Origin of the sequence: Roseovarius mucosus DSM 17069, from assembly GCF_000768555.3 — a bacterium.
In the GTDB taxonomy this organism is placed as follows: Bacteria; Pseudomonadota; Alphaproteobacteria; order Rhodobacterales; family Rhodobacteraceae; genus Roseovarius; species Roseovarius mucosus.
Genome location: NZ_KN293978.2, coordinates 262,586 through 284,570, shown reverse-complemented (window position 1 = coordinate 284,570; position 21,985 = coordinate 262,586). Strand labels below are relative to the sequence as shown.

Genomic DNA, 21,985 nt, shown 5'->3' with positions numbered 1-21,985 from the left:
TAGCAATCCGCGCGGCACGGGGCAAGATTACTTGCGTTGCCTAGTCTTTCGTTGGGGCGGATTGGTCTGGTGTCAGGGGACCCACGCCGATCCTCGCGTTGATCCGTTGCACGGCAAGTTCGGTGACATCCGACGCGCTGGTATGCAGCATCACCGTCCGCCCATCAATCATCACCATTGCATTGGCCTCGTTCAGCAATTCCGTCAGCACCGGCTGCACCACGCGCATGAACTGGATGGGGATCAATTCGCGCCGCCGTTCCAGCTCCCGTGACAGACGCTCGCTCTCCAACCGCAGCTCCTCGACTCGTTGGTCAAACGCATCCGCCAACTCTCGGAATTCATTGGCAGGCGTCGTGCTACGCAGAGCTGTCAGGCGTTGCTCTTCCGCCTCCAACTCTTGCGCGACCTTTTCGTTATAAGCGATCAGCCGATCCCGCTCGGCTTGGATTTCTGCCTGCAGACGCTTGCCATAGTCGGATTCCAGCAACATGCGCTCAGGGTCGATCACCAGTACGTCGCTCTGGATCACGCCCATCTGTTGCGCCGACACAGGAAAGGCCGCGCCAAGGGACAACCCAAGGCACAGCCCCACCCCGGCAAGCGCCGCACGCATGCCTAGAATTCCGTGCGGACGGTCAGGTCGAACTGCTGTTCGATGTCACCGGGTTCCTTCTCCAGCGCCTTGGAGAAATTCATCCGGATCGGACCAAAGGGCGATGACCAAAACACCGAAAAGCCGATCACGTGCCGCGCCTTGAACCCGGTCGAGGACAGCGTGTTGCCCGGCGCAACGGAACCCCGGTTGCCAATCCCCCAGATCGAGCCGATATCGTAAAAGGCCCCCCCGGTGATGCCATATTCATCAGGCAGACCAAGCGGGAACTCCGCCTCGAACTTGAGCGCCGCAAAAAAATCACCGCCCAACAATTCGTTACCCTCGATTGGACCCATGCCATTCGGCTCGAACCCACGTATCACCTGAGATCCAAAGCGATTGAGGAACCGACTATCACGACTACCCGAGAAATTGAGCGCGCCACCTTCAAGGATTGCGCGGATCGTAACGTCCTCATTCAAGATCGCCGTCTGCCCCACCAGTCGCGCCGTGGTCTTGATGAAATCGTTGTCCCCGCCAAGCCCAGCAAATTCCTGACCAAAAGATAGGAGAATGCCAGCTTTTGGATTCAGACCACCCGCCCTCGTGTCATAGCTGAAATTATAGCCCACCGAACTGGTCCATAGCCCGCCTTGTGCAATCTCGTTCTGCAGAATGCCGGACGTGCCCTGATAATCCGTCATATCCTCGTAACTGACGTTGTAATAGAGGTTCAGGCGCGTATTCTCGCCGGTCGGAAAGGTCAGGCTGGGCCGGAATGTACCGATGGCCGTATCGAACAGGCTGTTGTCGCTTTCCGTTTCCTGAAAAGAGAAATCAAGCCCAAGCGCCACATCTCGCCCGAGAAACGCCGGCTCAACAAAACCCAAGTTGTAGTTGATGTTATCCGCCGTCGCCAGAATCTGCGCGGTCAATTGCTGACCACGACCGATGAAGTTGCGCTCAGAAAAGCCAAGCGAAATGCCAAGACCCGAGTTTGTCGAGAAACTTGCCCCGACCGACACAGTGCCGGTGGTGGTCTCCTCGACATCAGTTTCAATCACAACCTGATCGGGGCGCGACCCCTCGCGGGCGTTGACATCGACATCCTTGAAATAGCCCAAGGCGCGAATGCGGTCAGCGGCCTGTTGAATCGAGCGGGGATTGAACGGATCACCCTCGGCCTGATCAAACTGACGCCGGATGACCCGGTCGAGCGTGGTGGTGTTGCCCTCAATGTCGATCCGCTCGACAAAGATGCGCGGGCCGCGTTGGAGAACGAACTCAACATCCAGGGTCAGATCGCGGTCATTGCGGGTGATCCGCGGCTCGACACGCATGAAATCGACACCATTCTTGATCGCCAATCGCTCCATCCGGGCGATGGAACTTTCGACCAGCGTCGGCGAGTAGACCACGCCCGGCTTGATCTTGAGTGTGTCGTCATAGATCTCGGCCTCGACCCCGTTCATCTCGCTGACGGTCGTGATCTCACCAAAGCGGAACTGCTGACCTTCCTGAACGTTGAAGGTAATGAAATACGCATCCCGTTCACGTGCCAGTTCAGCGTTGGTGCCGGTCACGCGGAAATCGACAAAACCGCGCGAATTGTAGAAATCGGTCAACACCTGCCGGTCGAAATTGACCCTATCCTCAACGAAAGTATCCCGTTCGATCAATGCGCGCAGAATTCCGGTCTGCTTGCTCTCGACCACACGCCGCAGACGCCTGTCGGAAAATGCCTTGTTCCCGACAAACCCGATACGTTGAACCTCGATCTTGCGGCCTTCAAAGATTTCGAACACAAGATCAACGCGGTTGTCGCTCCGGCGGATCACCTTGGGCGTTACCCGTGCCGCGATGCGGCCGTTCTGACTATACGCTTCCGAGATGATTCCCGCGTCCCGCTCAGCCTGTGTCGGGCTGAACACCTGACGCGGCTTGCTCTGGATGAAACCAGCAAGGTCGTCATCCTTGATCTTGTCATTACCCTCGAAGGCGATCTGGTTGATCGTCGGAAACTCGACCACACGAATCAAGAGATTGCTTCCCTGCGGCACCAGTTCGACATCTTCGAAGAGGCCCGAGCCAAGGATCTTTTGATAGGCGTCATTCAACTGTCCCGCCGAGACAGTCTCATTGCGCGCGATACCCGCATAGGACAGAATCGTTCCCGTTTCGATCCGCTGGTTTCCCTCGATCGCAACAGAAGAAAAGCGGTAGGATTGCGCCTCAGCGCGCTGGCCCGTCCCGATCAGGAAAGCAACGAAAAAGAGCGCGAAGACAACACCCGCGCCTATCCGCGCCGCAAGAGAAAGAATACGGCTCTTCGGCCGGTCCACGTCGCGATCATTCATTGCTCAAACCCAGTCAGACATCCCATTAACGATGTCAGTAACCCGTCTGTCTGGCCTTGTCAAAATGCGAGTGCGGGCCTTGTTATGTCCGGGCCTAAAGCGTGCCGATATAGGCTGCTGCCAACAGAGCCGCCCCAAGGGTTGCGACAAAAAGCAGGAAATCCGCGTTCACGTGCAACAGCACGCGCGCCCCGTGATAACCATTTCTGATCTGTTGCATGTCCTGCCTCGGTATCGAAAGTTGTGGAACGCCACGAAAGTGGCACTGACATTCGGCGGTATCACGACCAGAATGTGGCAAAATTCTGACAAGCGGCCTCGGCGCGTGAAAAGTCTCAGGTATCTTGCGCTCCAGCCGGGCCACGTGCGGCCATAAAACGCCGCAGGCGCGCCAATCCTTCTTCAATATCCGCAGTGGCACGGGCATAGGAGAACCGCAGCGTGCCCGCCCCGCGTATCGGATCGAAATCCAGCCCCGGCGTTACCGCCACCCCCACCGCGTCCAGAATCTCCGCCGCAAAGGCCCGGCTGTCTTCGGTCAGATGGCTGACATCGGCATAGACGTAAAACGCCCCATCCGGCGGCGCGATACGGTCAAAACCAGCCTTGGGCAGCCCCTCCAGAATCAGCGCACGATTGCGCCGGTAGACCGCCATATTCGCCTCCAGTTCCTCGGAACAGTCCATCGCCGCAAGTGCCGCCACCTGACTGACATGGGGTGGGCAGATAAAGAGGTTCTGCGCCAGACGCTCGATGACGCGCACATGATCTTCGGGCACGACCATCCAGCCGATCCGCCAGCCGGTCATCGAGAAATACTTGGAAAAGGAGTTGATCACGTAACAGTCGTCGGTGATCTCCAAGGCCGATACCGCTCGGCGCTCGTATTCGATGCCGTGATAAATTTCATCGCTGATAAAGGCCGCCCCCTGCCCCTCTGCCGCCGCGATCAGCCCACCAAGCGCCGCGCGGTCCAGCATCGTGCCTGAAGGATTCGCAGGGCTCGCCACAAGAAGCCCCTTGAGGTCCCGCCCCGTCAGATCGTCCGGCACCGGCTGCAAGCGATTTTCCGCCGCCGTCTGAATATCCACCGGCACAAGATCAAGCGCACGCAAAATCTGCCGGTAGCTGGGATAGCCAGGTGCGCCGATCCCGACCCGGTCGCCCGCGTCAAAAAGCGCGGTAAAGGCAAGAATGAATCCACCAGAAGAACCGGGCGTGATCACCACGCGCTCGGGGTTCAGATCGACATCGTACCACTCTCCGTAGAGCTTCGCGATCCGCGCCCTGAGCGCCGGCAACCCAAGTGCCACGGTATAGCCCATGGCCTCTGTCGCCATGGTCCGGGCAAGGGCCGCTCGCGCGCCTTCCGGCGCGGGCGTGCCGGGCTGGCCCACTTCCATGTGAATAATATGACGCCCCTCGGCCTCGGCGCGGCGGGCGGCCTCCATCACATCCATCACGATAAAGGGATCAACTTGGCTCCGGGTTGAGTTCCGCACTGGTTTTCTCCTAGACTGACCCCACATGTGACCCGTCTCACTGGAAAAGGCCGCCAAGGTCAATGCTGCTTCTCCGTCTCGCCCTGCTCTCGCTCCTTCTGTCGCTGGCCCTGCCGGCGCGTGCCGTGACGTTGCTGCGCGATCCCGACATCGAACAGGCCCTGCGCGCTCTTGCAACGCCGGTCCTTCGGGCTGCGGGGCTCAGCCCTGCGCGCGTTGATATCCTGTTGATTGACGATTCGAGCATGAATGCCTTTGTCATCGACGCCGACAGTATCTTCATCCACTCCGGATTGATCCTGCGTATGGACACACCAGCCATGCTCCAATCGGTCATCGCCCATGAGGCCGCGCATATCGCCAATGGGCATCTGATGCGCCGCCCGATCAATGCCCGCAACGCCCGCACAGCGGCGGCCCTTGGAACCGCGCTTGCGGCAGTTGCGGGGGCAGCGGCGGGCAGCGGTGAATTCGCGGCGGGTGCCGCCGCCGGGCTTCAAGGGGCCGCGATACGCAGCTTCTTTTCACACACCCGCGCCGAAGAAAACGCCGCAGACGCCAGCGGTATGCGCTTTTTGTTGACCGCAGGCATCGACTTGCGCGGCGCGGTGCAGGTGATGGAGCTTTTCCAGGGGCAAGAGGCGCTTTCGGTCAGCCGCCAGGATGCCTATGCCCGCACTCACCCCCTCTCGCGTGACCGCTTTCGCCGGATCGCCCAATTGGCCGAAGCGCAGGGCAAAACCGTCGCCCCTGACCCCGAGGCGACCTATTGGTTTGCCCGCGCCAAGAGCAAGCTGTCGGCCTTTCAACGCTCGCCCAAATGGACCCTGACTCGCGCTGGCGAATATGGTTATCAAGACGTCAAACTGATGCGGCAGGCCATCGCCTATCACCGGCAGGCCGACCTGCGCCGCGCCCTGACGGCCATTGACGGGGCCGTAGCGCTGCGGCCCAACGATCCCTACCTGCACGAATTGCGCGGCCAGATCCTGATGGAAAGCCGTCAGATCAAACCCGCCGTCGCCGCCTATGCCCGCGCAGCCAACCTCGCCCCCAACAACGCGCTCATCCTTGGGGCCTATGGCCGCGCCCTCCTCGCGGACAATCAGACACAAAAAGCCGTGAAATTTCTCGAAACCGCCCGCAGCCGCGATGGCCGCGACATCCGTATCCTGCGTGATCTGGCCCAGGCCAATGCCAAGCTGGGCAACAACGGAATGGCCTCGGTGCTGACCGCCGAACGATATGCCATCGCAGGGAAGTTCAAAGATGCTAAGATCCACGCCGAACGCGCGTCTAATCTCTTGCCCCGTGGCTCTGCCGCGTGGCAAAGAGCGCAGGATGTGCTTTTCGCCGCAGAAGCCGAAGAAAAACGGAGAAAATGATCCCGATGCCACGCTCGATCCTGACCGCCGCCAGTCTTGGCCTCTGCTTAGCCCTCGCGCAGCCCGCCGCAGCCCTCGATCTAGAGAGCCTGACCGATGCCGAGCGCACGCTCTTGCGCGCCGAAATCCGCGACTACCTGCTCGCAAACCCCGAGGTGATCATGGAAGCGGTCGCCGTATTGGAACAGCGCGAGGCGCAGACCCAGGCACAGGCCGACAGTGATCTGGTCAAGGTCAATGCCGAAGCACTGTTCAACGATCCCAGCTCCTGGGTCGGTGGCAACCCGGAGGGCGACCTGACACTGGTTGAATTCATGGATTATCGGTGCAGCTATTGCCGCCGCGCCTTTGATGACGTCAAGGGTCTCTTGGCCGCCGATGGCAATATCCGCTTTATCATCAAGGAATTCCCGATCCTCGGCGAGGAATCGGTGCTGGCCTCACGCTTTGCCATCGCCACCCGTCAGGTTGCAGGGGACGAGGCCTATAAATCCGTGCACGATGCGCTGATGACCTATTCTGGCAGCATGAACGAAACCGGCTTTTCGCGGCTGGCCGACACCTTGGGCCTCGATGCCACGGCGATCCTCGCCGAGATGAACAGCGACGCGGTGACACAAGTGATTGCGGCAAACCATGCCCTTGGCCAGCGGATGCAGATCAGCGGCACGCCCTCTTTCGTTCTGGGCGACCAGATGCTGCGCGGCTACCTGCCGCAAGACGCCATGCAGCGCATCGCCGACGAGATCCGCGCGCAATAACCATGCGCAACCTGCCTCTATTGACCGCCCTCCTGCTGGGGGCGGCCACCTCTGCCTTTGCACAGGATCTGCCGCAGCAATCGCGCACAACCCTGGGCGAGGCGATCCGCGCGGTCTTGATCGACACGCCCAGCCTGCTTGCGCCGATCACGGACCCCGCGCCAATCACCGGCGCTGATCTCTATGCCGATGAGGCGACGCGCGATCTGGACCTGCTCGCGCAGGCTGCCCCGCGCCTCTTTGCCCCCGGCCTGCCCGGTTTCGGAGCGGAGGGAGCGACCCCGTCTATCGCCTTTTTCACTCAGACCGACTGTCCCGACTGCGCCACGGCCGAGGCCGAGTTGCGGGAGCTCGCGGCGCGCTTGGGCCTGCGGGTGAATGTCTTTGACCTGACCGAGAACACGCCCCTTGTCACCCCACTCGGCCTCGACATGGCCCCCTCTTACGTCCTGCCCGACATGATGCTGCGCGGGGCCATGCCCGCTATCGTGCTCGAAAAATACCTGCGCCCCTGAACGCAAGAGGCGCGCCACTTGGGCGCGCCTCTTGTTTGCATCTGTCATTCAGGCTCAGTTGACCAGCGTTGCCGCCGCCGCCTGTGCCATGGCCTCGATCCCGAACATATTGACGATGCCAAGCAGCATCACCGCCGCCGATCCCATCAGGAACAGCCACTGCACCGCGGAACGCCCGGTTTGAAGCCCCGTGCCCTCTTCGCCGAAATACATGTAGAATACGATCCGCAGATAGTAGAAGGCACCGATCACCGACGCGATCACCCCGGCAATCGCCAGCCATGCCAGCCCGCCCTCATAGGCCGCGCGCAGCACATAAAGCTTGCCGAAAAAGCCCAGGAGCGGCGGCACACCGGCAAGGCTGAACAACAGGATCAGCATGGCAAGCGCCCGGCCCGGTTCGGCGCGGGAATACATCGCAAGGCTGCGAATATCCGTGACCGGCTGCCCGTCCCGCTCCATCGACAGGATAAAGGCGAAGGTGCCTACGTTCATCGTCACATAAATCGCCATGTAGATCAGCATCGCCTGCACGCCAAAGGCAGTGCCCGCCGCCAGCCCCATCAGCGCATAACCCATATGCGCAATCGAGGAATAGGCCATCAGACGCTTGATATCGGTCTGACCAATCGCCGCCACCGCGCCCAGGAACATCGAAAGCAGCGCCAACAACGCCAGCACCTGCTGCCAATCCGCGACCACACCGCCAAACGCATCATGCACCACCCGGGCAAAGAGCCCCATCGCCGCCATCTTGGGCGCCGTGGCGAAAAACGCGGTGATCGGCGTGGGCGCACCCTCATAGACATCGGGTGTCCACATGTGGAACGGCACCGCCGAAATCTTGAACGCAAGGCCCGAGAGGACAAAGACCAGACCGATCAAAAGGCCAACAGGCGCCTGCCCATCTGCCGCCGCGATGATCCCGGAAAAGAGCGTGGTGCCCGCATAGCCATAGGTCAGCGATGCGCCATAGAGCAACAATCCTGACGACAGCGCGCCCAGAACGAAATATTTGAGGCCCGCCTCGGTCGATTTCGCACTGTCACGACGCAAGGAGGCCACGACATAGAGCGCCAGCGATTGCAACTCGAGCCCCATGTAGAGCGCCATCAGATCACCGGCGCTGACCATGACCATCATGCCCACAACGGCCAAGGCCACCAGGAGCGGATATTCAAACCGCAGGATACCGCGCCGCGACATGTAATCCTGTCCCAGCACCAGCACCGCCGCCGCCGACACAAGGATCGTGACCTTGGCAAAGCGCGCAAAGCCGTCATCGTTGAACATGCCGCCAAAGGCGGTGCGCGTGCCCTCTCCCGAGGCCCCAATCCACACCGCCAAGAGCGTGAAGAGACCCGCCGTCAGCCAGACCAGTGGACTCGCCATGCGGTCCTGTCCGGTATAGGCCACGCCCAACAGCGCCAAGAGCGCATAGACCGAGAGAACGATCTCGGGCAGGATTATGGATAGATCAGCCTGCATGTCTCAGGGCCTCCGGTTCAATGCGAGGTTTCGGCATGTTGCGTCGTGGTCTCAGCCATCGCCTGTGCCGTCTCAACGTTGGAAATCAGCGCCTCGACCGAGGGGCCGGTGATATCGGTCACAAGCCGGGGATAGATACCCAGCAAGAGCGTCATCACCACCAGCGGCGCAAAAATTGCCCGCTCGCGTTTGGTCATATCAGTGATCGTCCGCAGGCTCTCCTTGATCAGGTCGCCCATTACAACCCGCCGATAGAGCCAGAGCGCATAAGCGGCCGACAGGATCACACCCGTCGTGGCCACCGCCGCCACCCATGTGTTGACTTGGAAAATACCGACCAGTGTCAGGAATTCCCCGATGAAACCAGAGGTCCCCGGCAGGCCGACATTGGCCATGGTAAAGAACATGAAGATCAGCGCATAGGCCGGCATCCGGTTCACGAGACCGCCATAAGCGTCAATCTCGCGGGTGTGCATCCGGTCATAGATCACGCCCACGCAGAGAAAGAGCGCGCCCGAGATAAAACCATGGCTCAGCATCTGGAAAATCGCACCATCCACGCCCTGCTGATTGGCTGCGAAAATCCCCATGGTCACATAACCCATATGCGCCACAGACGAATAAGCGATCAGCTTTTTCATATCCGACTGCGCCAGAGCCACCAGCGAAGTATAGACAATCGCAATGGCACTCATCCACAGCACCAGCGGCGTCAGAACCTCTGCCCCCACCGGGAACATCGGCAGGCTGAAGCGCAAGAAGCCATAGCCGCCCATCTTCAAGAGGATCGCCGCCAGCACGACCGAACCTGCGGTCGGCGCCTGCACGTGGGCGTCGGGCAACCATGTATGCACCGGCCACATAGGCATCTTGACCGCAAAGCTGGCAAAGAATGCAAGGAACATCAACGTCTGCATGCCGCCGATCACATGCACCCCGAGGATCGAGAAGGTCTCGCTTTCGAACTCATGTTTCAGCAGTGCCGCAATATCCGTGGTGCCAGCATCCGAGAACATCGCAACCATCGCCACCAGCATCAGCACCGAGCCGAGGAAGGTGTAGAGGAAGAACTTGAACGACGCATAAATGCGTTCCTTGCCGCCCCAGATACCGATGATCAGGAACATCGGAATAAGCCCCGCCTCGAAGAAGAGGTAGAAAAGCACAAGATCGAGCGCCATGAACACGCCCAGCATCAGCGTTTCCAACAGGAGGAAAGCGATCATGTACTCCTTGACGCGCGTTGTCACGCCCCAGGAGGCCGCAATCGTGAGCGGCATCATGAAGGTGGTGAGCATGACAAAGAGCACGCTGATCCCGTCCACCCCCATCTTGTATTTCAGCCCCAAGAGCCACTCGCGGTCCTCGACGAACTGAAATCCGGTGTTCGAGGCATCGAACTCGAAAAGGATAAACAGGGACACGACAAAGGTCAGCGTCGTCGCGATCAGCGCCACCCATTTGGCATTGCGCTGCGCCGCCTCGTCCGAACCGCGCAGAAAGACTGCAAGAATTGCCGCCGCGACCGCCGGGATGAAGGTCACAATGGAAAGCAGGTTGTCCATTAGTTGGCTCCCCCGAAGATCGTCATCCAAGTCACCAGAACCGCGATTCCGATCACCATGGCAAAGGCATAGGTAAAGATGTAGCCGGACTGCGCGCGCCCTGCGAGGCGGGTGAACCACGGGATGATCCCCATCGCCACACCGTTGATCGAGCCGTCGATCACGTCCCCGTCGCCACGTTTCCACAACAGATGGCCAAGCGCCTTGGCGGGCCGCACGAAGAGAAAATCAAAGATCTCGTCGAAATACCACTTGTTGAGCAGGAAGAGGTAGAGCGGGCGATTTGTCTCGGCCACGCGCCGGGGCATCGCCGGATCCCAGATATAGAACCAGACCGCCGTCAGGAACCCGATCAGCATCGCAACAAAGGGGCTGACCTTGACCCATTTCGGCGCATGATGCGCCTCATCCATCACGTGATTGTCGGGGTGCATGAAGATGGCCCCTTGCGGTGCCGCGGCATGCGCCATGTCGGCTACGGCCTCGTGCCCCTCTTGCGTGGCAGCTTCACCATGACCCGTGCTTGCCTCGGCATCCGCCTCCGCACCATGCCCTTCAGAGGCCTCGACGTGGTGCGCCGGGATTCCAAAGAACTTGTTCACGGCCTCGTGGCTGCCAAAGAAGCTGTTGTACCAGACCATCCCGGCAAAGACCGCGCCAAGCGCCAAGACACCCAAAGGCACCAACATCACCATCGGGCTTTCATGCGCGTGCTCATGCGTGTGTTTGTCGCCGCGCGCCTCGCCAAAGAAGGTGAGGAAGATCAGACGCCAGCTGTAGAAGGAGGTAAACAGCGCCGCAATAACCAACATCCAGAAGGCATAACCGCCTTGTGTCCCGGCCCAGGCACTCTCGATCACAGCATCCTTGCTGAGGAACCCGGCAAAACCGATATGGGTAAGCGGAATGCCCACGCCGGTGATGGCCAGCGTCCCGATCATCATTGCCCAGAACGTATAAGGCAGCTTTTTGCGCAGACCGCCATAGTTGCGCATGTCCTGCTCGTGATGCATCCCGTGGATGACCGAACCCGCGCCCAGGAACAGCATGGCCTTGAAGAAGGCATGCGTGAAGAGGTGGAACATCGCCACCGAATAGACGCCCACGCCAGCGGCCACGAACATATAGCCAAGCTGCGAGCAGGTCGAATAGGCGATCACGCGCTTGATGTCATTCTGCACCAGGCCGACGGTCGCGGCGAAGAACGCGGTCGTCGCTCCGAGGAAGACGACAAAGCTCATCGCCTCGGGCGCGTATTCCATCAGCGGCGACATGCGACATACGAGGAAGACACCCGCTGTCACCATGGTCGCCGCGTGAATGAGCGCCGACACCGGGGTCGGGCCTTCCATCGCGTCCGGCAACCAGGTGTGCAGGAACAGCTGCGCCGATTTACCCATGGCCCCCACAAAGAGCAGGAAGGCAATCAGATTGGCAGCGTTCCATTCGGTCCACAGGAACGTCAACTGCGTTTCCGCCAGCATCGGGGCCGCGGCAAAGATGTCGTCGAACTTGATCGAGTCCGTCAGGAAGTAGAGCGCCATGATGCCAAGCGCAAAACCGAAATCCCCCACCCGGTTCACCACGAAGGCCTTGATCGCGGCGGCATTGGCACTGGGTTTGCGGAAATAGAAGCCGATCAGCAGGTAAGAGGCAACGCCCACACCTTCCCATCCAAAGAACATCTGCAAGAGATTATCCGACGTCACCAGCATCAGCATCGCGAAGGTGAAGAACGACAGATAGGCAAAGAACCGCGGCCGATAGCTCTCGTTCTCGCGGAAATTGTCGTCATGCGCCATGTAGCCCATGGAATAGAGATGAACGAGCGCCGAGACGGTGGTGATCACGATGAGCATGATCGCGGTCAGCCGGTCCAGTCGGATCGCCCAGGCTGTATCCAGCGTGCCCGACTGTACCCAGTCGAGGATATGCACCTGATGCGTGACGCCGTCATGCCCCAGAAATACAATCCAGCTTAGGATGCAGGACAGGAACAACAGTCCGGTGGTCAACCATTGCGCGCCCTTGTCGCCAAGGATGCGCCAGCCAAAACCCGCTAGAAGCGCGCCCACGAGAGGCGTGAAGAGGAGAGTGGTTTCCATGGCTTCAGCCTTTCATCACATTGGCGTCTTCGACGGCGATCGTGCCGCGATTGCGGAAGAAACAGACAAGAATTGCGAGGCCGATGGCGGCCTCTGCGGCAGCGACGGTCAGCACAAAGAGCGTGAACACTTGCCCTACCATGTCCCCCAGATGCGCCGAAAACGCCACAAGGTTGATATTCACCGAAAGCAGCATAAGTTCGATAGACATCAACAGGATGATGACATTCTTGCGGTTCAGAAAGAGGCCAAAGATGCCGATGACGAACAGCGCTGCGGCCACCGTCAGATAATGTTCAAGTCCGATCATCGTTTCACCCTCTGACCCTCAATCTTCTTCTTTTCACGATGCGCAGGACGTACGCGCCCAGCAGCATCTTAACACTCCAAATCGCGGCTAACCCCGCCAGCCCGACGGCAGAGACCGCGTGATGCAGCAGGTCCGCCATCAGAGCCCCTGCCCCGGCTTCACATCCCTGAGCTCCATCGCCTTGGCTGGGTCGCGATACATCTGCGCCAGCACATCCTGTCGCTTGACATCCGTCCGGTGCCGCAGCGTCAGAACAATCGCGCCAATCATGGCAACCAGCAGGATCAGACCCGAAAGCTGGAACAGTATGAAATAGGTGTCATAGAGCAACAGCCCCAAGGCGGCGGTATTCTCGACCCCGTCGGGCGTCACCGCGCGGCGCGCGGCCTCAGCCCCATCCGCCATCTGCCAATTGCCGAACGCCAACCCGAATTGCATGAGCAGGATGACCCCGATCAACAGCGCCAGCGGCATGTATTTCGCCATTTCCGCCTTCAACTCGGCGAAATCTACATCAAGCATCATCACCACGAAGAGGAAAAGCACCGCAACCGCGCCCACGTAAACGATGATGAGCAGCATCGCCACAAACTCGGCCCCCAACAGCACGAACAGCCCCGCTGCGCTGATAAAGGACAGGATCAGCCACAGCACCGAATGCACCGGGTTGCGGCTGACAACCGTCATCAACCCGCCGGTCAAGAGCGACACTGCAAAGAGATAAAAGGCCATGGCCGCAAACGTCATTTGTCTTTTCCTTCCTTGTCGCCTTGGTCCATGACCTCTCGGGCGAAATCCATGGCGCGCGTCATCGAGGGGATACCGGCGAACATCGCCATCTGTGCGATGGTCTCGGCAATCTCATCGCGGGTCGCCCCGGCCTCAAGTGCATGGCGCACGGTCATGCGGATTTGCGTGTCGCTCTGTGCGCCCAGCATGGTCAACCCCGCAAGCGTCAAGAGCAGGCGCGTCTTGGCATCCAGCCCCTCCTTGTTCAACCCCTTGCCAAAGCTCATTTCCATGAAATCCTTGGGCATGGTCGGCCAGAGGGTCTCGAACCCTTTGGGCGAAAAGGATTCAAGCGCCGGGTTGAGCGCCTTGGCCATTTCCTGCGCCTGACGCATCATCATCTCGAAGGGGTTGGTGGGATCGCTCATCGGTAGGGTGCATCCATCTCGAGGTTGCGGGCAATTTCGGCCTCCCAACGGTCGCCATTGGCCAAAAGCCGCGCTTTGTCATAGAACAATTCTTCGCGGGTTTCGGTGGCGAACTCGAAATTCGGCCCCTCGACGATGGCATCCACGGGACAGGCTTCCTGACAGAAGCCGCAATAGATGCATTTCGTCATGTCGATGTCATAGCGCGTGGTGCGGCGGCTGCCGTCGTCTCGGGGTTCCGCATCAATCGTGATTGCCTGCGCCGGGCAGATCGCCTCGCAGAGCTTGCACGCGATACAGCGTTCTTCGCCATTGGGGTAGCGGCGCAACGCATGTTCGCCCCGGAACCGCACCGAAAGCGGGCCTTTTTCATGCGGATAATTCACAGTGGCCTTGGGCGCGAAAAAGTATTTCAGCCCCAGCTTGAACCCTTTGAAGAAGTCGGAGAGCAGGAAATACCCCGCCGCGCGTCCGTAATCAATCTTGGTCATGGATCAGCCTCCAATCGCCCAGCGGGCCCAAAAGCCGCCCAGCACTTCGAATTTCGCAAGAAACGCTACGATCACTACCCAGCCCAAGGACATGGGCAAAAACACTTTCCAACCGATCCGCATCAGCTGATCGTAGCGGTAGCGCGGCGTGATCGCCTTGACCATGGCGAAGAGGAAGAAGAAGAACGCCATCTTGGCGATCATCCACAGCACGCCATCCGGCAGCCCGGGAATGGGCGAGAGCCAGCCGCCAAAGAACAAGAGGCTCATCAGCGCACACATCAGGAAAATCGCGATATATTCCCCCGCCATGAACAAGAGGAACGGAGTCGAGGAATATTCCACCTGATAGCCCGCCACCAGTTCCGACTCGGCCTCTGGCAGGTCAAAGGGCGGGCGGTTCGTTTCGGCCAAGGCGCTGATAAAGAACAGGAACACCATCGGCAGATGCGGCAGCCAGTACCAGCCAAAGAACCCATAGGCGGTGTCCTGAGCGCCAACGATGGCACTGAAATTGAGAGAACCCGTGGAAATGATCACGCCAATGATGATCAAACCCAGAGACACCTCATAGGAAATCATCTGCGCCGCCGAACGCAACGACCCCAGGAACGGGTATTTCGAGTTCGACGCCCAGCCCCCCATGATCACGCCATAGACCTCAAGCGAGGACACGGCAAAAACAAAGAGGACCGCCACGTTGATATCCGACAAAACCCAGCCGTCGTTCATCGGGATCACGGCCCAGGCCAGCACCGCCAGCACGAAACTCGTCATCGGGGCCAGCATGAACACCGCCTTGTCGGCCCCCGCCGGCACGACGACCTCCTTGACCACGTATTTCAGCGCGTCTGCCACGGTCTGCAAAAGGCCCCAGGTGCCCACCACATTGGGGCCCCGGCGCATCTGCACGGCGGCCCAGATCTTGCGGTCGCCATAGACGAGGAACAAGAGCGAGACCATGACAAAGCCCACCACCGCGAGGCATTGCGCCAGGATGATCACAAAGGTTCCCAGCGGGGTTGTAAAGAATTCAGCCATCAGGTCCTCACACCATCGGTATTCCGTTTTCCGCACAGTTTGCGGCGACGACTTCAGCGTCGATTGTCAGTAGCCCCCGGGGCAAGGCCGCCGAGATCGTATAAACCGCATCGCCCTGCCAGATGCCAGCCTCTTCCGAGACACTTGTGCGCAGGTGACGCGCAAATCCGTAACCCCGGATCAGCGCATATTGCGCAGCGGCACATTCGGCATATCGCTCTACGTCGCCAGGATCACGCGCGCCACGCATGCTGACGTGGAAATTCACCAGATCCCCATCCAGAAGCCGCGTCTCGATCCCGCGATACTCGGGCGCAAAGGGCACGGGTGCCGTGCTGTCCGCACAGCCCGCCAGCCCAAGCGCCAGAGGCGATATGACGGCCATGACCATCCTCACTCTGCCGCCATCGGCTGCGCACCGCGCGCCTTGGCATTGGCGCTCAGTTCCGCCATCAGCTCGCTTGCACGGGCAATCGGATTGGTCAGGTAGAAATCCGCAAGTGCAAGCCGGAAATCGGCCTTGCCAAGCGCGTCTTTTTCCAGTGGCTGCCAGTCATTCTCGGGAACCTGATCCACCTTCTTCAGATGCGGCACCGCCTTGACCAGCGCCTGACGCAACTGGGCGATGCTGTCATAAGGCAACACAGCGCCCATTTCCCCAGAGAGCGCGCGCAGGATCGCCCAGTTTTCCTTGGCTTCACCCGGCGCGAACCCTGCACGCAGCGCAAGTTGCGGGCGGCCTTCGGTGTTGACGAACAGGCCCTGCTCCTCGGTATAGGCTGCCCCCGGCAGGATCACATCGGCCCGGTGCGCACCACGATCTCCATGGCTACCCTGATAGATCACGAAGGGTCCCGCCGCGATCTCGACCTCGTCCGCACCGAGGTTGTATATAACATCCGCACCCTCAATCGCGGCATCTAGCCCGCCTTCGGTTACGGCGCCCACATCCATCGCGCCCACACGGCCCGCCGCCGTATGCAACACCAGCATTCGCCCGGACAGCGCCATCGCAGCAGCCAACACCGCCGCGCCATCGGCCTCGCGCAGCGCGCCCATACCGACGATGACAATCGTATCCTCGGGCACACTCAGCCCCGCAAGGGCGGCACGATCCGTGCCCGCGTGGGTATAATCATAGGTCAGATCGACCTTTGGGCCGACCAGCGTGATGTTGGCCCCCTTGATCCACGCCTTACGCAAACGCGCATTGAGCACCGGTGCCTCAACCCGCGGATCGGTGCCGATCAGCACCACATTCCTGGCCGTGTCGAGATCCTCGATAGCGACATTGCCGACATAGCCGCTGCGGTTGCCCACAGGCAGCCGCGCCTTGTCGGTGCGGCATTCCACAGTCCCGCCCTGCCCTTCGATCAACCCCTTGAGGGCAAAGGCCGCCTCGACAGAAACCAGATCGCCAACAAGACCCGCCAGCTTCTTGGCACCCTTGACCGCCTCCGCCACCTTGGCCAGGGCCTCGGGCCATGTGGCCACGCGCAGCTTGTCGTTCTCGCGGATATAGGGCCGGTCCAGACGCTGCCGCCGCAACCCATCCCAGACAAAGCGCGTCTTGTCCGAAATCCACTCCTCGTTCACGCCGTCATGGTTACGCGGCAGGATGCGCATGACCTCGCGCCCCTTGCAATCGACACGAATGGATGACCCGAGCGCATCCATCACGTCGATGGTTTCCGTCTTGGTCAATTCCCAAGGGCGCGCGGTAAAGGCATAGGGTTTGCTCACAAGCGCACCCACCGGGCACAGGTCAATGATATTGCCCTGCAAATTGCTGTCGAGCGTCTGACCCAGATAGCTGGTGATCTCGGCATCCTCGCCGCGCCCGGTCTGGCCCATCTGCATGATCCCAGCCACCTCGGAGGTGAAGCGCACACAGCGCGTGCAAGAGATGCAGCGCGTCATATGGGTCTCGACCAAGGGGCCAAGATCCAGATCCTCGCTCGCGCGCTTGGGTTCGCGGTAGCGGCTGAAATCCACACCATAGGCCATGGCCTGATCCTGCAAGTCGCACTCGCCGCCCTGATCGCAGATCGGGCAATCGAGCGGATGGTTGATGAGCAGGAATTCCATCACGCCCTCACGGGCCTTCTTGACCATCGGACTGTTGGTCTTGACCACAGGCGGCGTGCCGTCCGGACCGGGCCGCAGGTCCTTGACCTGCATCGCACAGCTTGCCGCAGGCTTGGGCGGGCCGCCGACGACCTCAACAAGACACATCCGGCAATTCCCGGCAATCGACAACCGCTCGTGGTAGCAGAACCGTGGCACCTCGACCCCGGCCTGCTCGCAGGCCTGGATCAGGGTCATCGCGCCCTCGACCTCGATCTCGTGATCGTCGATGATGATCTTGCGTAGGTCAGACATGGTATCTCACTTTGCTTTCAGAAACTTGCCGATCGGGCTCTGCTTTGCGATTTCGGCGCGACCTAGATCGCACAGGCTCGGCTCGTCGTTGGGCATGGCACCCTGCGACCGGATATAGTCGTCACTGCGCCCGCGAATCTTGCGCTTTTCGTCCTTGTCCGAGATGTAAGCCTCGATCTCGTCTTCGGTGTAGCCGCGCGACTGCGCCTCATCCTTGAGCGCGCGCATATAGGCAAGGGCGGTAAAGACACGCGGCGAGATGTCGCCGCAGCGTTTGCGGATTTCATCCGCGACAGCCATATAGAACAGGCCCTGGTTGATATCGGCCTCTTGTGCCAACGACCCGGCGCTGGCCGAGGCCACGCCACCCGAGGCCCCCAAACCAAGGCTCAGAACAAAAGACAGGATCACACGCATCGGATCATTCCTTTCATATCAGTGCGGGGGCAGGCCATCGTGGCTCGCCCATCTGCATCGCAGATGGGTTCCACGCCGCCTGCTATGCAATAGCAGGCGGGCCAAGCCCCTGATATGAAACGGTTTATGACCATATGATGCAGCGTCCCGTTACCGATACCGTATCCCCGGACCGCGCATAGACCGGCCCTTTGTCCCCCTCGGGCACACCCACCCAAGCAATTTCGGAGGTGCCGAAATTGTCCAGGCAATAGCGCGTCGCCTCATAGAGCGCCGCCTGCTGTGCCCCCTCGATGCCCCGCCCGGCCCGCCGCACAGAAGCCGTGAAATTACGCCGATCCTGCTTTTCCGCTCGCGCCTTGCCGGGATAGTAATTGCCGTTGAACAGCACCCGCTCTTCGCGCTCGGCGCAACCAGCCAGCACAGTCAACGCGATCAGCACCAGCCCCGCGCGGCGATATGATGCAAGCGCCCTCATTCCGCCGCCACAGCGCTCACGCGGCCAGTGCGCTTGGCCTTGATCCGGTCCTCGATCTCGTCGCGGAAATTGCGGATGAGGCCCTGAATGGGCCAGGCCGCCGCATCGCCAAGCGCACAGATCGTGTGGCCCTCGACTTGCTTGGTCACGTCGAGCAGCATGTCGATTTCCTCGACCTCGGCCTCGCCGCGCACCAGACGATCCATCACCCGCATCATCCAGCCGGTGCCCTCGCGACAGGGCGTGCACTGACCGCAGCTCTCATGCTTGTAGAATTTCGACAGACGCCAGATCGCCTTGATCATGTCAGTCGACTTGTCCATCACGATCACCGCCGCCGTGCCAAGACCCGACCGCTGCTCGCGCAGGTAATCGAAATCCATGATCGCCTCGCGCATGAATTCACCGCGAATACAGGGCACCGAAGACCCCCCGGGAATGACGGCCTTGAGGTTATCCCAACCGCCGCGAATACCGCCACAGTGTTTCTCGATCAACTCTTCAAAGGTGATCGACATCGCCTCTTCGACGACGCAGGGGTTGTTCACATGGCCTGAAATCGCAAAGAGCTTGGTGCCCGAATTGTTGGGTCGGCCAAAGCCTGCAAACCACTCGGGCCCGCGCCGCAGGATGGTCGGCACCACGGCAATCGATTCCACGTTATTCACCGTCGTGGGACAGCCATAGAGCCCCGCACCCGCCGGAAACGGCGGCTTCATCCGGGGCATGCCCTTCTTGCCCTCAAGGCTTTCAAGCAGCGCGGTTTCCTCGCCGCAGATATAGGCGCCCGCCCCGTGATGCAGGTAAATATCGAAATCCCAGCCGGATTTGCAGGCGTTCTTGCCCACAAGCCCCGCCGCATAGGCCTCATCAATCGCGGTCTGAAGCGCCTCTTTCTCGCGGATATATTCCCCGCGAATGTAAATATAACACGCATGCGCGTTCATCGCGAAGCTGGCGATCAGACAGCCCTCGATCAGTGTATGCGGATCATGGCGCATGATCTCGCGGTCCTTGCAGGTACCGGGCTCGGATTCATCGGCATTGACCACCAGATAGCTGGGCCGCCCGTCGCTTTCCTTGGGCATGAACGACCATTTGAGACCAGTGGGAAAGCCCGCACCGCCGCGACCGCGCAGGCCGCTCGCCTTCATCTGGTTCACGATCCAATCGCGACCATTCTGCAATATCTTGGCCGTGCCATCCCAATGCCCACGCGCCAAGGCACCTTTGAGGCTGCGATCATGCATCCCGTAGAGATTGGTAAAGATACGGTCCTGGTCCTTGAGCATTCCGCTACCCCTGATTGTCCCGGCGCATGCGCCAGATTTGATAAGTCACCACCAACGCCCAGAAAAAGGCGGCAATGGCGGCCAGATCGAACAGAAAGACGAACCGGATCGGCCATCCCATCTGAGCGCCCAGCCATTGCGCAGCCATCCAGATCAGCATGGTCGCCGCAATCACCACACCCACGGTGCGGCCCTTGCGTGCCATTAGCCGATCTTTGTCCTGACTGCGCATCGCTTGCATCATTCCTCGTAAACGCCGCCCGATGCGACGCGTTTGGAAAACTCTGTCTCGCCACCAGCGGCGAGGGTCTTGGCCTGCTCGACCCAATTGTCGCGGCTCACCCGCCCTTTGAACCCTTTGAGGTTCTCGTCCACCCAAGCCACCTCTGCCGCCGACCATCCCGCGATCTGGTCAAAGTGGTAAAAACCCAACGCGTGACAGAGCTCCTCAAGCTTGGGGCCCACCCCCTTGATCTGCTTGAGGTCATCCGCCGCTCCACCCCGCGGGGCCGAGAGCGCTTCGGGCTTCGTCCCCAATTCCGCGCCTTCGTACACCGCCTCTGTCTTCGCCTCAGACACAACCGCCGCCGATTGCGCCGGGGTTGCCACCGGGGAGGATACCGGCGCGGACGCCTCGTCCTCCACATCCGGCGCCTTGTAGCCGGTGATCCCCGTCACGCCCCGCAACGTCGCCTCGACATCGCGCGCCTCGATCCCGCGATCGTCGGGGCGATACCCGGTGCAGACCAGACCCGAGATCACGAGGCCAAAGAACACCGCAAAGGCCACTCCCAACAGCAACGCGGCAAAGACCCCGACCGCTCCGGCTGTGGACCAGACCACCAGAACCCCGGACAAGAGCGCGAGGCCCCAGCTTATGATCTGGCAAGTGCTCAGTTTCGACGTATCAGACATGACAGTAACCCCCTGTTGTGTTCAGACAGGCGTATTCAGTAAACGCCACCTTTCTTGGCACGGGCAGAGAACTCCGTCTCTTTGCCGTCCGCCAGCAACTTTGCCTGCTCAACCCAGTTGTCCCGGCTGACCCGTCCCTTGAAACCCTCAAGGTTCTGATCGACCCAACTGATCTCTTCCTCCGTCCATTTCGCGATCTGATCGAAGTGGTAAAAGCCCATGCTGTGCAATAGCTGCTCCAACTTTGGGCCAACCCCCTTGATCATCTTGAGGTCATCCGGACCGCTCTCGCGCGCAGCGCTCAGCACTTCGGGCTTTTTGCCGGGTGCGGCCTCGGCTGCCGCTTTCGCGGGCTTGGCCGCCGGCTCCGCATCCGGTTTCGCCGTCGATTTGGCCTGCGCCTCGGCCTTGGTCGCACCGGTCGCATCTGCGGGCGTGCCCGCTGCCACCTTGGTCACAATGGCCACCGGCTCGGCGTTCTGCTTAACCGCCGAAGGGGCGGGTTTATGCATCGCCCCCTTGTCGCGCCACGGCGTCAAGAGCGGCACCTCGGTGCCGTCAATCCGCTTGACCGTGTCGCCGATATCCACCGCCGCCTGCGCGCTGGCGTTATACTGCGCGCGACCGCTGTCGAACTCCTGCAGGCTGGTCAGCCCCGATTTCGGCTCAGCGGCATAACGACCATTCTGCGGCCCCGGCACCGGCACCTTGCCTGCCGCCAACTCGTCGATGATCTCCGCGAACCGCGCGGCGGTCAGATCTTCGTAATAATCCTTGCCGATCTGCGCCATGGGGGCATTGGCGCATGCGCCCAGACATTCAACCTCTTCCCAGGAAAACTTGCCATCCGCCGACAATTCAAACGCCTTGGGCGCGATCTTGTCCTTGCAGACCGCAATCAGATCCTCGGCACCACAGATCATGCAGGTCGTCGTGCCGCAAATCTGGAAATGCGCCACACTGCCAACCGGCTGCAACTGGAACATGAAATAGAATGTCGCCACTTCCAGAGCGCGGATGTAATCCATGCCCAGCATGTCCGCCACATGCTCGATCGCCGGACGGCTCAACCAGCCCTCTTGCTCTTGAGCCCGCCACAAGAGCGGGATGATCGCGCTGGCCTGACGTCCCTCGGGATATTTGCTGATCTGCCCCTCGGCCCAGGCCTGATTGGCGGGGCTAAAGGCAAAGCTCTCGGGCTGTTGATGATAAAGGCGACGTAGCAT

At 60.4% G+C, this 21,985-nt stretch carries 23 protein-coding genes; 3 read left to right on the top strand and 20 right to left on the bottom strand.

Translation table 11 applies throughout. The features are described 5' to 3' along the window. Window positions 1-40: 40 nt before the first annotated feature. From ROSMUC_RS08405 to ROSMUC_RS08395, 4 genes are all read right to left on the bottom strand, one after another. On the bottom strand, window positions 41-616 hold the full coding sequence (locus ROSMUC_RS08405; RefSeq protein WP_037271659.1) for an OmpH/Skp family outer membrane protein: 576 nt from the start codon (window positions 614-616) through the stop codon (window positions 41-43). A gap of 2 nt (window positions 617-618) precedes the next feature. Beyond that, window positions 619-2,955: an outer membrane protein assembly factor BamA gene (gene bamA / locus ROSMUC_RS08400; RefSeq protein WP_037271657.1), complete on the bottom strand. Its 2,337-nt coding sequence runs from the start codon at window positions 2,953-2,955 to the stop codon at window positions 619-621. A gap of 94 nt (window positions 2,956-3,049) precedes the next feature. Then, window positions 3,050-3,175, bottom strand: a complete 126-nt coding sequence (locus tag ROSMUC_RS21555) for a hypothetical protein (protein ID WP_281256589.1) — start codon at window positions 3,173-3,175, stop codon at window positions 3,050-3,052. A gap of 115 nt (window positions 3,176-3,290) precedes the next feature. Further along, entirely contained in the window at window positions 3,291-4,457 is a 1,167-nt protein-coding gene (locus tag ROSMUC_RS08395) for a pyridoxal phosphate-dependent aminotransferase (protein ID WP_037271655.1), read from the bottom strand. Window positions 4,458-4,519: 62 nt separating this feature from the next. Between ROSMUC_RS08395 and ROSMUC_RS08390 the strand changes: the two genes are divergently transcribed. The 3 genes from ROSMUC_RS08390 to ROSMUC_RS08380 are packed head-to-tail and all read left to right on the top strand — an operon-like array spanning window position 4,520 to window position 7,118. Then, complete coding sequence (locus ROSMUC_RS08390; protein WP_037271654.1) at window positions 4,520-5,842, top strand: M48 family metalloprotease; 1,323 nt, start codon at window positions 4,520-4,522, stop codon at window positions 5,840-5,842. Continuing rightward, on the top strand, window positions 5,839-6,603 hold the full coding sequence (locus ROSMUC_RS08385; RefSeq protein ID WP_206018434.1) for a DsbA family protein: 765 nt from the start codon (window positions 5,839-5,841) through the stop codon (window positions 6,601-6,603). Before ROSMUC_RS08390 ends, ROSMUC_RS08385 begins: the two co-directional genes overlap by 4 nt. A gap of 2 nt (window positions 6,604-6,605) precedes the next feature. After that, window positions 6,606-7,118 (top strand): thioredoxin domain-containing protein, encoded by a 513-nt coding sequence (locus tag ROSMUC_RS08380; RefSeq protein WP_037271652.1) that lies wholly within the window; start codon window positions 6,606-6,608, stop codon window positions 7,116-7,118. A 54-nt stretch (window positions 7,119-7,172) separates the two neighbouring features. Here ROSMUC_RS08380 and nuoN read toward each other — a convergent pair whose 3' ends face one another. From nuoN to ROSMUC_RS08300, 16 genes are all read right to left on the bottom strand, one after another. Then, window positions 7,173-8,606: an NADH-quinone oxidoreductase subunit NuoN gene (gene nuoN / locus ROSMUC_RS08375; protein WP_037271650.1), complete on the bottom strand. Its 1,434-nt coding sequence runs from the start codon at window positions 8,604-8,606 to the stop codon at window positions 7,173-7,175. 17 nt (window positions 8,607-8,623) lie between these two features. After that, window positions 8,624-10,171 carry an NADH-quinone oxidoreductase subunit M gene (locus ROSMUC_RS08370; protein ID WP_037271648.1) on the bottom strand — a complete coding sequence of 516 codons (1,548 nt, stop codon included), beginning with the start codon at window positions 10,169-10,171 and terminating at the stop codon, window positions 8,624-8,626. Next, window positions 10,171-12,276: an NADH-quinone oxidoreductase subunit L gene (nuoL, locus tag ROSMUC_RS08365; protein WP_037271646.1), complete on the bottom strand. Its 2,106-nt coding sequence runs from the start codon at window positions 12,274-12,276 to the stop codon at window positions 10,171-10,173. Before nuoL ends, ROSMUC_RS08370 begins: the two co-directional genes overlap by 1 nt. Before the next feature lie 4 nt (window positions 12,277-12,280). Then, window positions 12,281-12,586 carry an NADH-quinone oxidoreductase subunit NuoK gene (gene nuoK, locus ROSMUC_RS08360; protein WP_037271644.1) on the bottom strand — a complete coding sequence of 102 codons (306 nt, stop codon included), beginning with the start codon at window positions 12,584-12,586 and terminating at the stop codon, window positions 12,281-12,283. A 138-nt stretch (window positions 12,587-12,724) separates the two neighbouring features. Continuing rightward, on the bottom strand, window positions 12,725-13,333 hold the full coding sequence (locus ROSMUC_RS08355) for an NADH-quinone oxidoreductase subunit J (RefSeq protein ID WP_037271642.1): 609 nt from the start codon (window positions 13,331-13,333) through the stop codon (window positions 12,725-12,727). Then, window positions 13,330-13,743 (bottom strand): carboxymuconolactone decarboxylase family protein, encoded by a 414-nt coding sequence (locus ROSMUC_RS08350; protein WP_037271640.1) that lies wholly within the window; start codon window positions 13,741-13,743, stop codon window positions 13,330-13,332. The genes ROSMUC_RS08355 and ROSMUC_RS08350 overlap by 4 nt, the downstream gene beginning before the upstream one ends. Continuing rightward, window positions 13,740-14,234 carry an NADH-quinone oxidoreductase subunit NuoI gene (nuoI, locus tag ROSMUC_RS08345; RefSeq protein WP_037271638.1) on the bottom strand — a complete coding sequence of 165 codons (495 nt, stop codon included), beginning with the start codon at window positions 14,232-14,234 and terminating at the stop codon, window positions 13,740-13,742. The genes ROSMUC_RS08350 and nuoI overlap by 4 nt, the downstream gene beginning before the upstream one ends. A 3-nt stretch (window positions 14,235-14,237) precedes the next feature. Further along, complete coding sequence (nuoH, locus tag ROSMUC_RS08340; protein ID WP_037271635.1) at window positions 14,238-15,275, bottom strand: NADH-quinone oxidoreductase subunit NuoH; 1,038 nt, start codon at window positions 15,273-15,275, stop codon at window positions 14,238-14,240. A gap of 7 nt (window positions 15,276-15,282) precedes the next feature. Continuing rightward, entirely contained in the window at window positions 15,283-15,666 is a 384-nt protein-coding gene (locus tag ROSMUC_RS08335) for a lipoprotein (protein WP_037271633.1), read from the bottom strand. Window positions 15,667-15,668: 2 nt separating this feature from the next. Then, the gene (nuoG, locus tag ROSMUC_RS08330) at window positions 15,669-17,657 is read right to left on the bottom strand and encodes an NADH-quinone oxidoreductase subunit NuoG (RefSeq protein ID WP_037271630.1); all 1,989 of its coding nucleotides are present in this window, start codon (window positions 17,655-17,657) and stop codon (window positions 15,669-15,671) included. A gap of 6 nt (window positions 17,658-17,663) precedes the next feature. Further along, the gene (locus ROSMUC_RS08325) at window positions 17,664-18,074 is read right to left on the bottom strand and encodes a DUF5333 domain-containing protein (RefSeq protein WP_037271627.1); all 411 of its coding nucleotides are present in this window, start codon (window positions 18,072-18,074) and stop codon (window positions 17,664-17,666) included. A gap of 124 nt (window positions 18,075-18,198) precedes the next feature. Next, window positions 18,199-18,552, bottom strand: a complete 354-nt coding sequence (locus tag ROSMUC_RS08320; RefSeq protein ID WP_037271625.1) for a hypothetical protein — start codon at window positions 18,550-18,552, stop codon at window positions 18,199-18,201. Further along, the gene (nuoF, locus tag ROSMUC_RS08315) at window positions 18,549-19,844 is read right to left on the bottom strand and encodes an NADH-quinone oxidoreductase subunit NuoF (protein ID WP_037271622.1); all 1,296 of its coding nucleotides are present in this window, start codon (window positions 19,842-19,844) and stop codon (window positions 18,549-18,551) included. Before nuoF ends, ROSMUC_RS08320 begins: the two co-directional genes overlap by 4 nt. A 4-nt stretch (window positions 19,845-19,848) precedes the next feature. Continuing rightward, on the bottom strand, window positions 19,849-20,088 hold the full coding sequence (locus tag ROSMUC_RS08310) for a DUF5337 domain-containing protein (RefSeq protein ID WP_037271609.1): 240 nt from the start codon (window positions 20,086-20,088) through the stop codon (window positions 19,849-19,851). Beyond that, entirely contained in the window at window positions 20,085-20,759 is a 675-nt protein-coding gene (locus ROSMUC_RS08305) for an NADH-quinone oxidoreductase subunit E (protein ID WP_037271606.1), read from the bottom strand. Before ROSMUC_RS08305 ends, ROSMUC_RS08310 begins: the two co-directional genes overlap by 4 nt. Window positions 20,760-20,794: 35 nt before the next feature. Continuing rightward, a complete protein-coding gene (locus tag ROSMUC_RS08300; protein WP_037271604.1) occupies window positions 20,795-21,985 on the bottom strand; it encodes an NADH-quinone oxidoreductase subunit E in 1,191 nt (396 codons plus the stop codon).

What these genes read in the sequence shown, in the direction of transcription:
- ROSMUC_RS08405 (WP_037271659.1), bottom strand. Translation starts at nt 616, where the DNA reads ATGCGTGCGGCGCTTGCCGGGGTGGGGCTGTGCCTTGGGTTGTCCCTT.
- bamA (WP_037271657.1), bottom strand. Translation starts at nt 2,955, where the DNA reads ATGAATGATCGCGACGTGGACCGGCCGAAGAGCCGTATTCTTTCTCTT.
- ROSMUC_RS21555 (WP_281256589.1), bottom strand. Translation starts at nt 3,175, where the DNA reads ATGCAACAGATCAGAAATGGTTATCACGGGGCGCGCGTGCTGTTGCAC.
- ROSMUC_RS08390 (WP_037271654.1), top strand. Translation starts at nt 4,520, where the DNA reads ATGCTGCTTCTCCGTCTCGCCCTGCTCTCGCTCCTTCTGTCGCTGGCC.
- ROSMUC_RS08385 (WP_206018434.1), top strand. Translation starts at nt 5,839, where the DNA reads ATGATCCCGATGCCACGCTCGATCCTGACCGCCGCCAGTCTTGGCCTC.
- ROSMUC_RS08380 (WP_037271652.1), top strand. Translation starts at nt 6,606, where the DNA reads ATGCGCAACCTGCCTCTATTGACCGCCCTCCTGCTGGGGGCGGCCACC.
- nuoN (WP_037271650.1), bottom strand. Translation starts at nt 8,606, where the DNA reads ATGCAGGCTGATCTATCCATAATCCTGCCCGAGATCGTTCTCTCGGTC.
- ROSMUC_RS08370 (WP_037271648.1), bottom strand. Translation starts at nt 10,171, where the DNA reads ATGGACAACCTGCTTTCCATTGTGACCTTCATCCCGGCGGTCGCGGCG.
- nuoL (WP_037271646.1), bottom strand. Translation starts at nt 12,276, where the DNA reads ATGGAAACCACTCTCCTCTTCACGCCTCTCGTGGGCGCGCTTCTAGCG.
- nuoK (WP_037271644.1), bottom strand. Translation starts at nt 12,586, where the DNA reads ATGATCGGACTTGAACATTATCTGACGGTGGCCGCAGCGCTGTTCGTC.
- ROSMUC_RS08355 (WP_037271642.1), bottom strand. Translation starts at nt 13,333, where the DNA reads ATGACGTTTGCGGCCATGGCCTTTTATCTCTTTGCAGTGTCGCTCTTG.
- ROSMUC_RS08350 (WP_037271640.1), bottom strand. Translation starts at nt 13,743, where the DNA reads ATGAGCGATCCCACCAACCCCTTCGAGATGATGATGCGTCAGGCGCAG.
- nuoI (WP_037271638.1), bottom strand. Translation starts at nt 14,234, where the DNA reads ATGACCAAGATTGATTACGGACGCGCGGCGGGGTATTTCCTGCTCTCC.
- nuoH (WP_037271635.1), bottom strand. Translation starts at nt 15,275, where the DNA reads ATGGCTGAATTCTTTACAACCCCGCTGGGAACCTTTGTGATCATCCTG.
- ROSMUC_RS08335 (WP_037271633.1), bottom strand. Translation starts at nt 15,666, where the DNA reads ATGGTCATGGCCGTCATATCGCCTCTGGCGCTTGGGCTGGCGGGCTGT.
- nuoG (WP_037271630.1), bottom strand. Translation starts at nt 17,657, where the DNA reads ATGTCTGACCTACGCAAGATCATCATCGACGATCACGAGATCGAGGTC.
- ROSMUC_RS08325 (WP_037271627.1), bottom strand. Translation starts at nt 18,074, where the DNA reads ATGCGTGTGATCCTGTCTTTTGTTCTGAGCCTTGGTTTGGGGGCCTCG.
- ROSMUC_RS08320 (WP_037271625.1), bottom strand. Translation starts at nt 18,552, where the DNA reads ATGAGGGCGCTTGCATCATATCGCCGCGCGGGGCTGGTGCTGATCGCG.
- nuoF (WP_037271622.1), bottom strand. Translation starts at nt 19,844, where the DNA reads ATGCTCAAGGACCAGGACCGTATCTTTACCAATCTCTACGGGATGCAT.
- ROSMUC_RS08310 (WP_037271609.1), bottom strand. Translation starts at nt 20,088, where the DNA reads ATGATGCAAGCGATGCGCAGTCAGGACAAAGATCGGCTAATGGCACGC.
- ROSMUC_RS08305 (WP_037271606.1), bottom strand. Translation starts at nt 20,759, where the DNA reads ATGTCTGATACGTCGAAACTGAGCACTTGCCAGATCATAAGCTGGGGC.
- ROSMUC_RS08300 (WP_037271604.1), bottom strand. Translation starts at nt 21,985, where the DNA reads ATGCTACGTCGCCTTTATCATCAACAGCCCGAGAGCTTTGCCTTTAGC.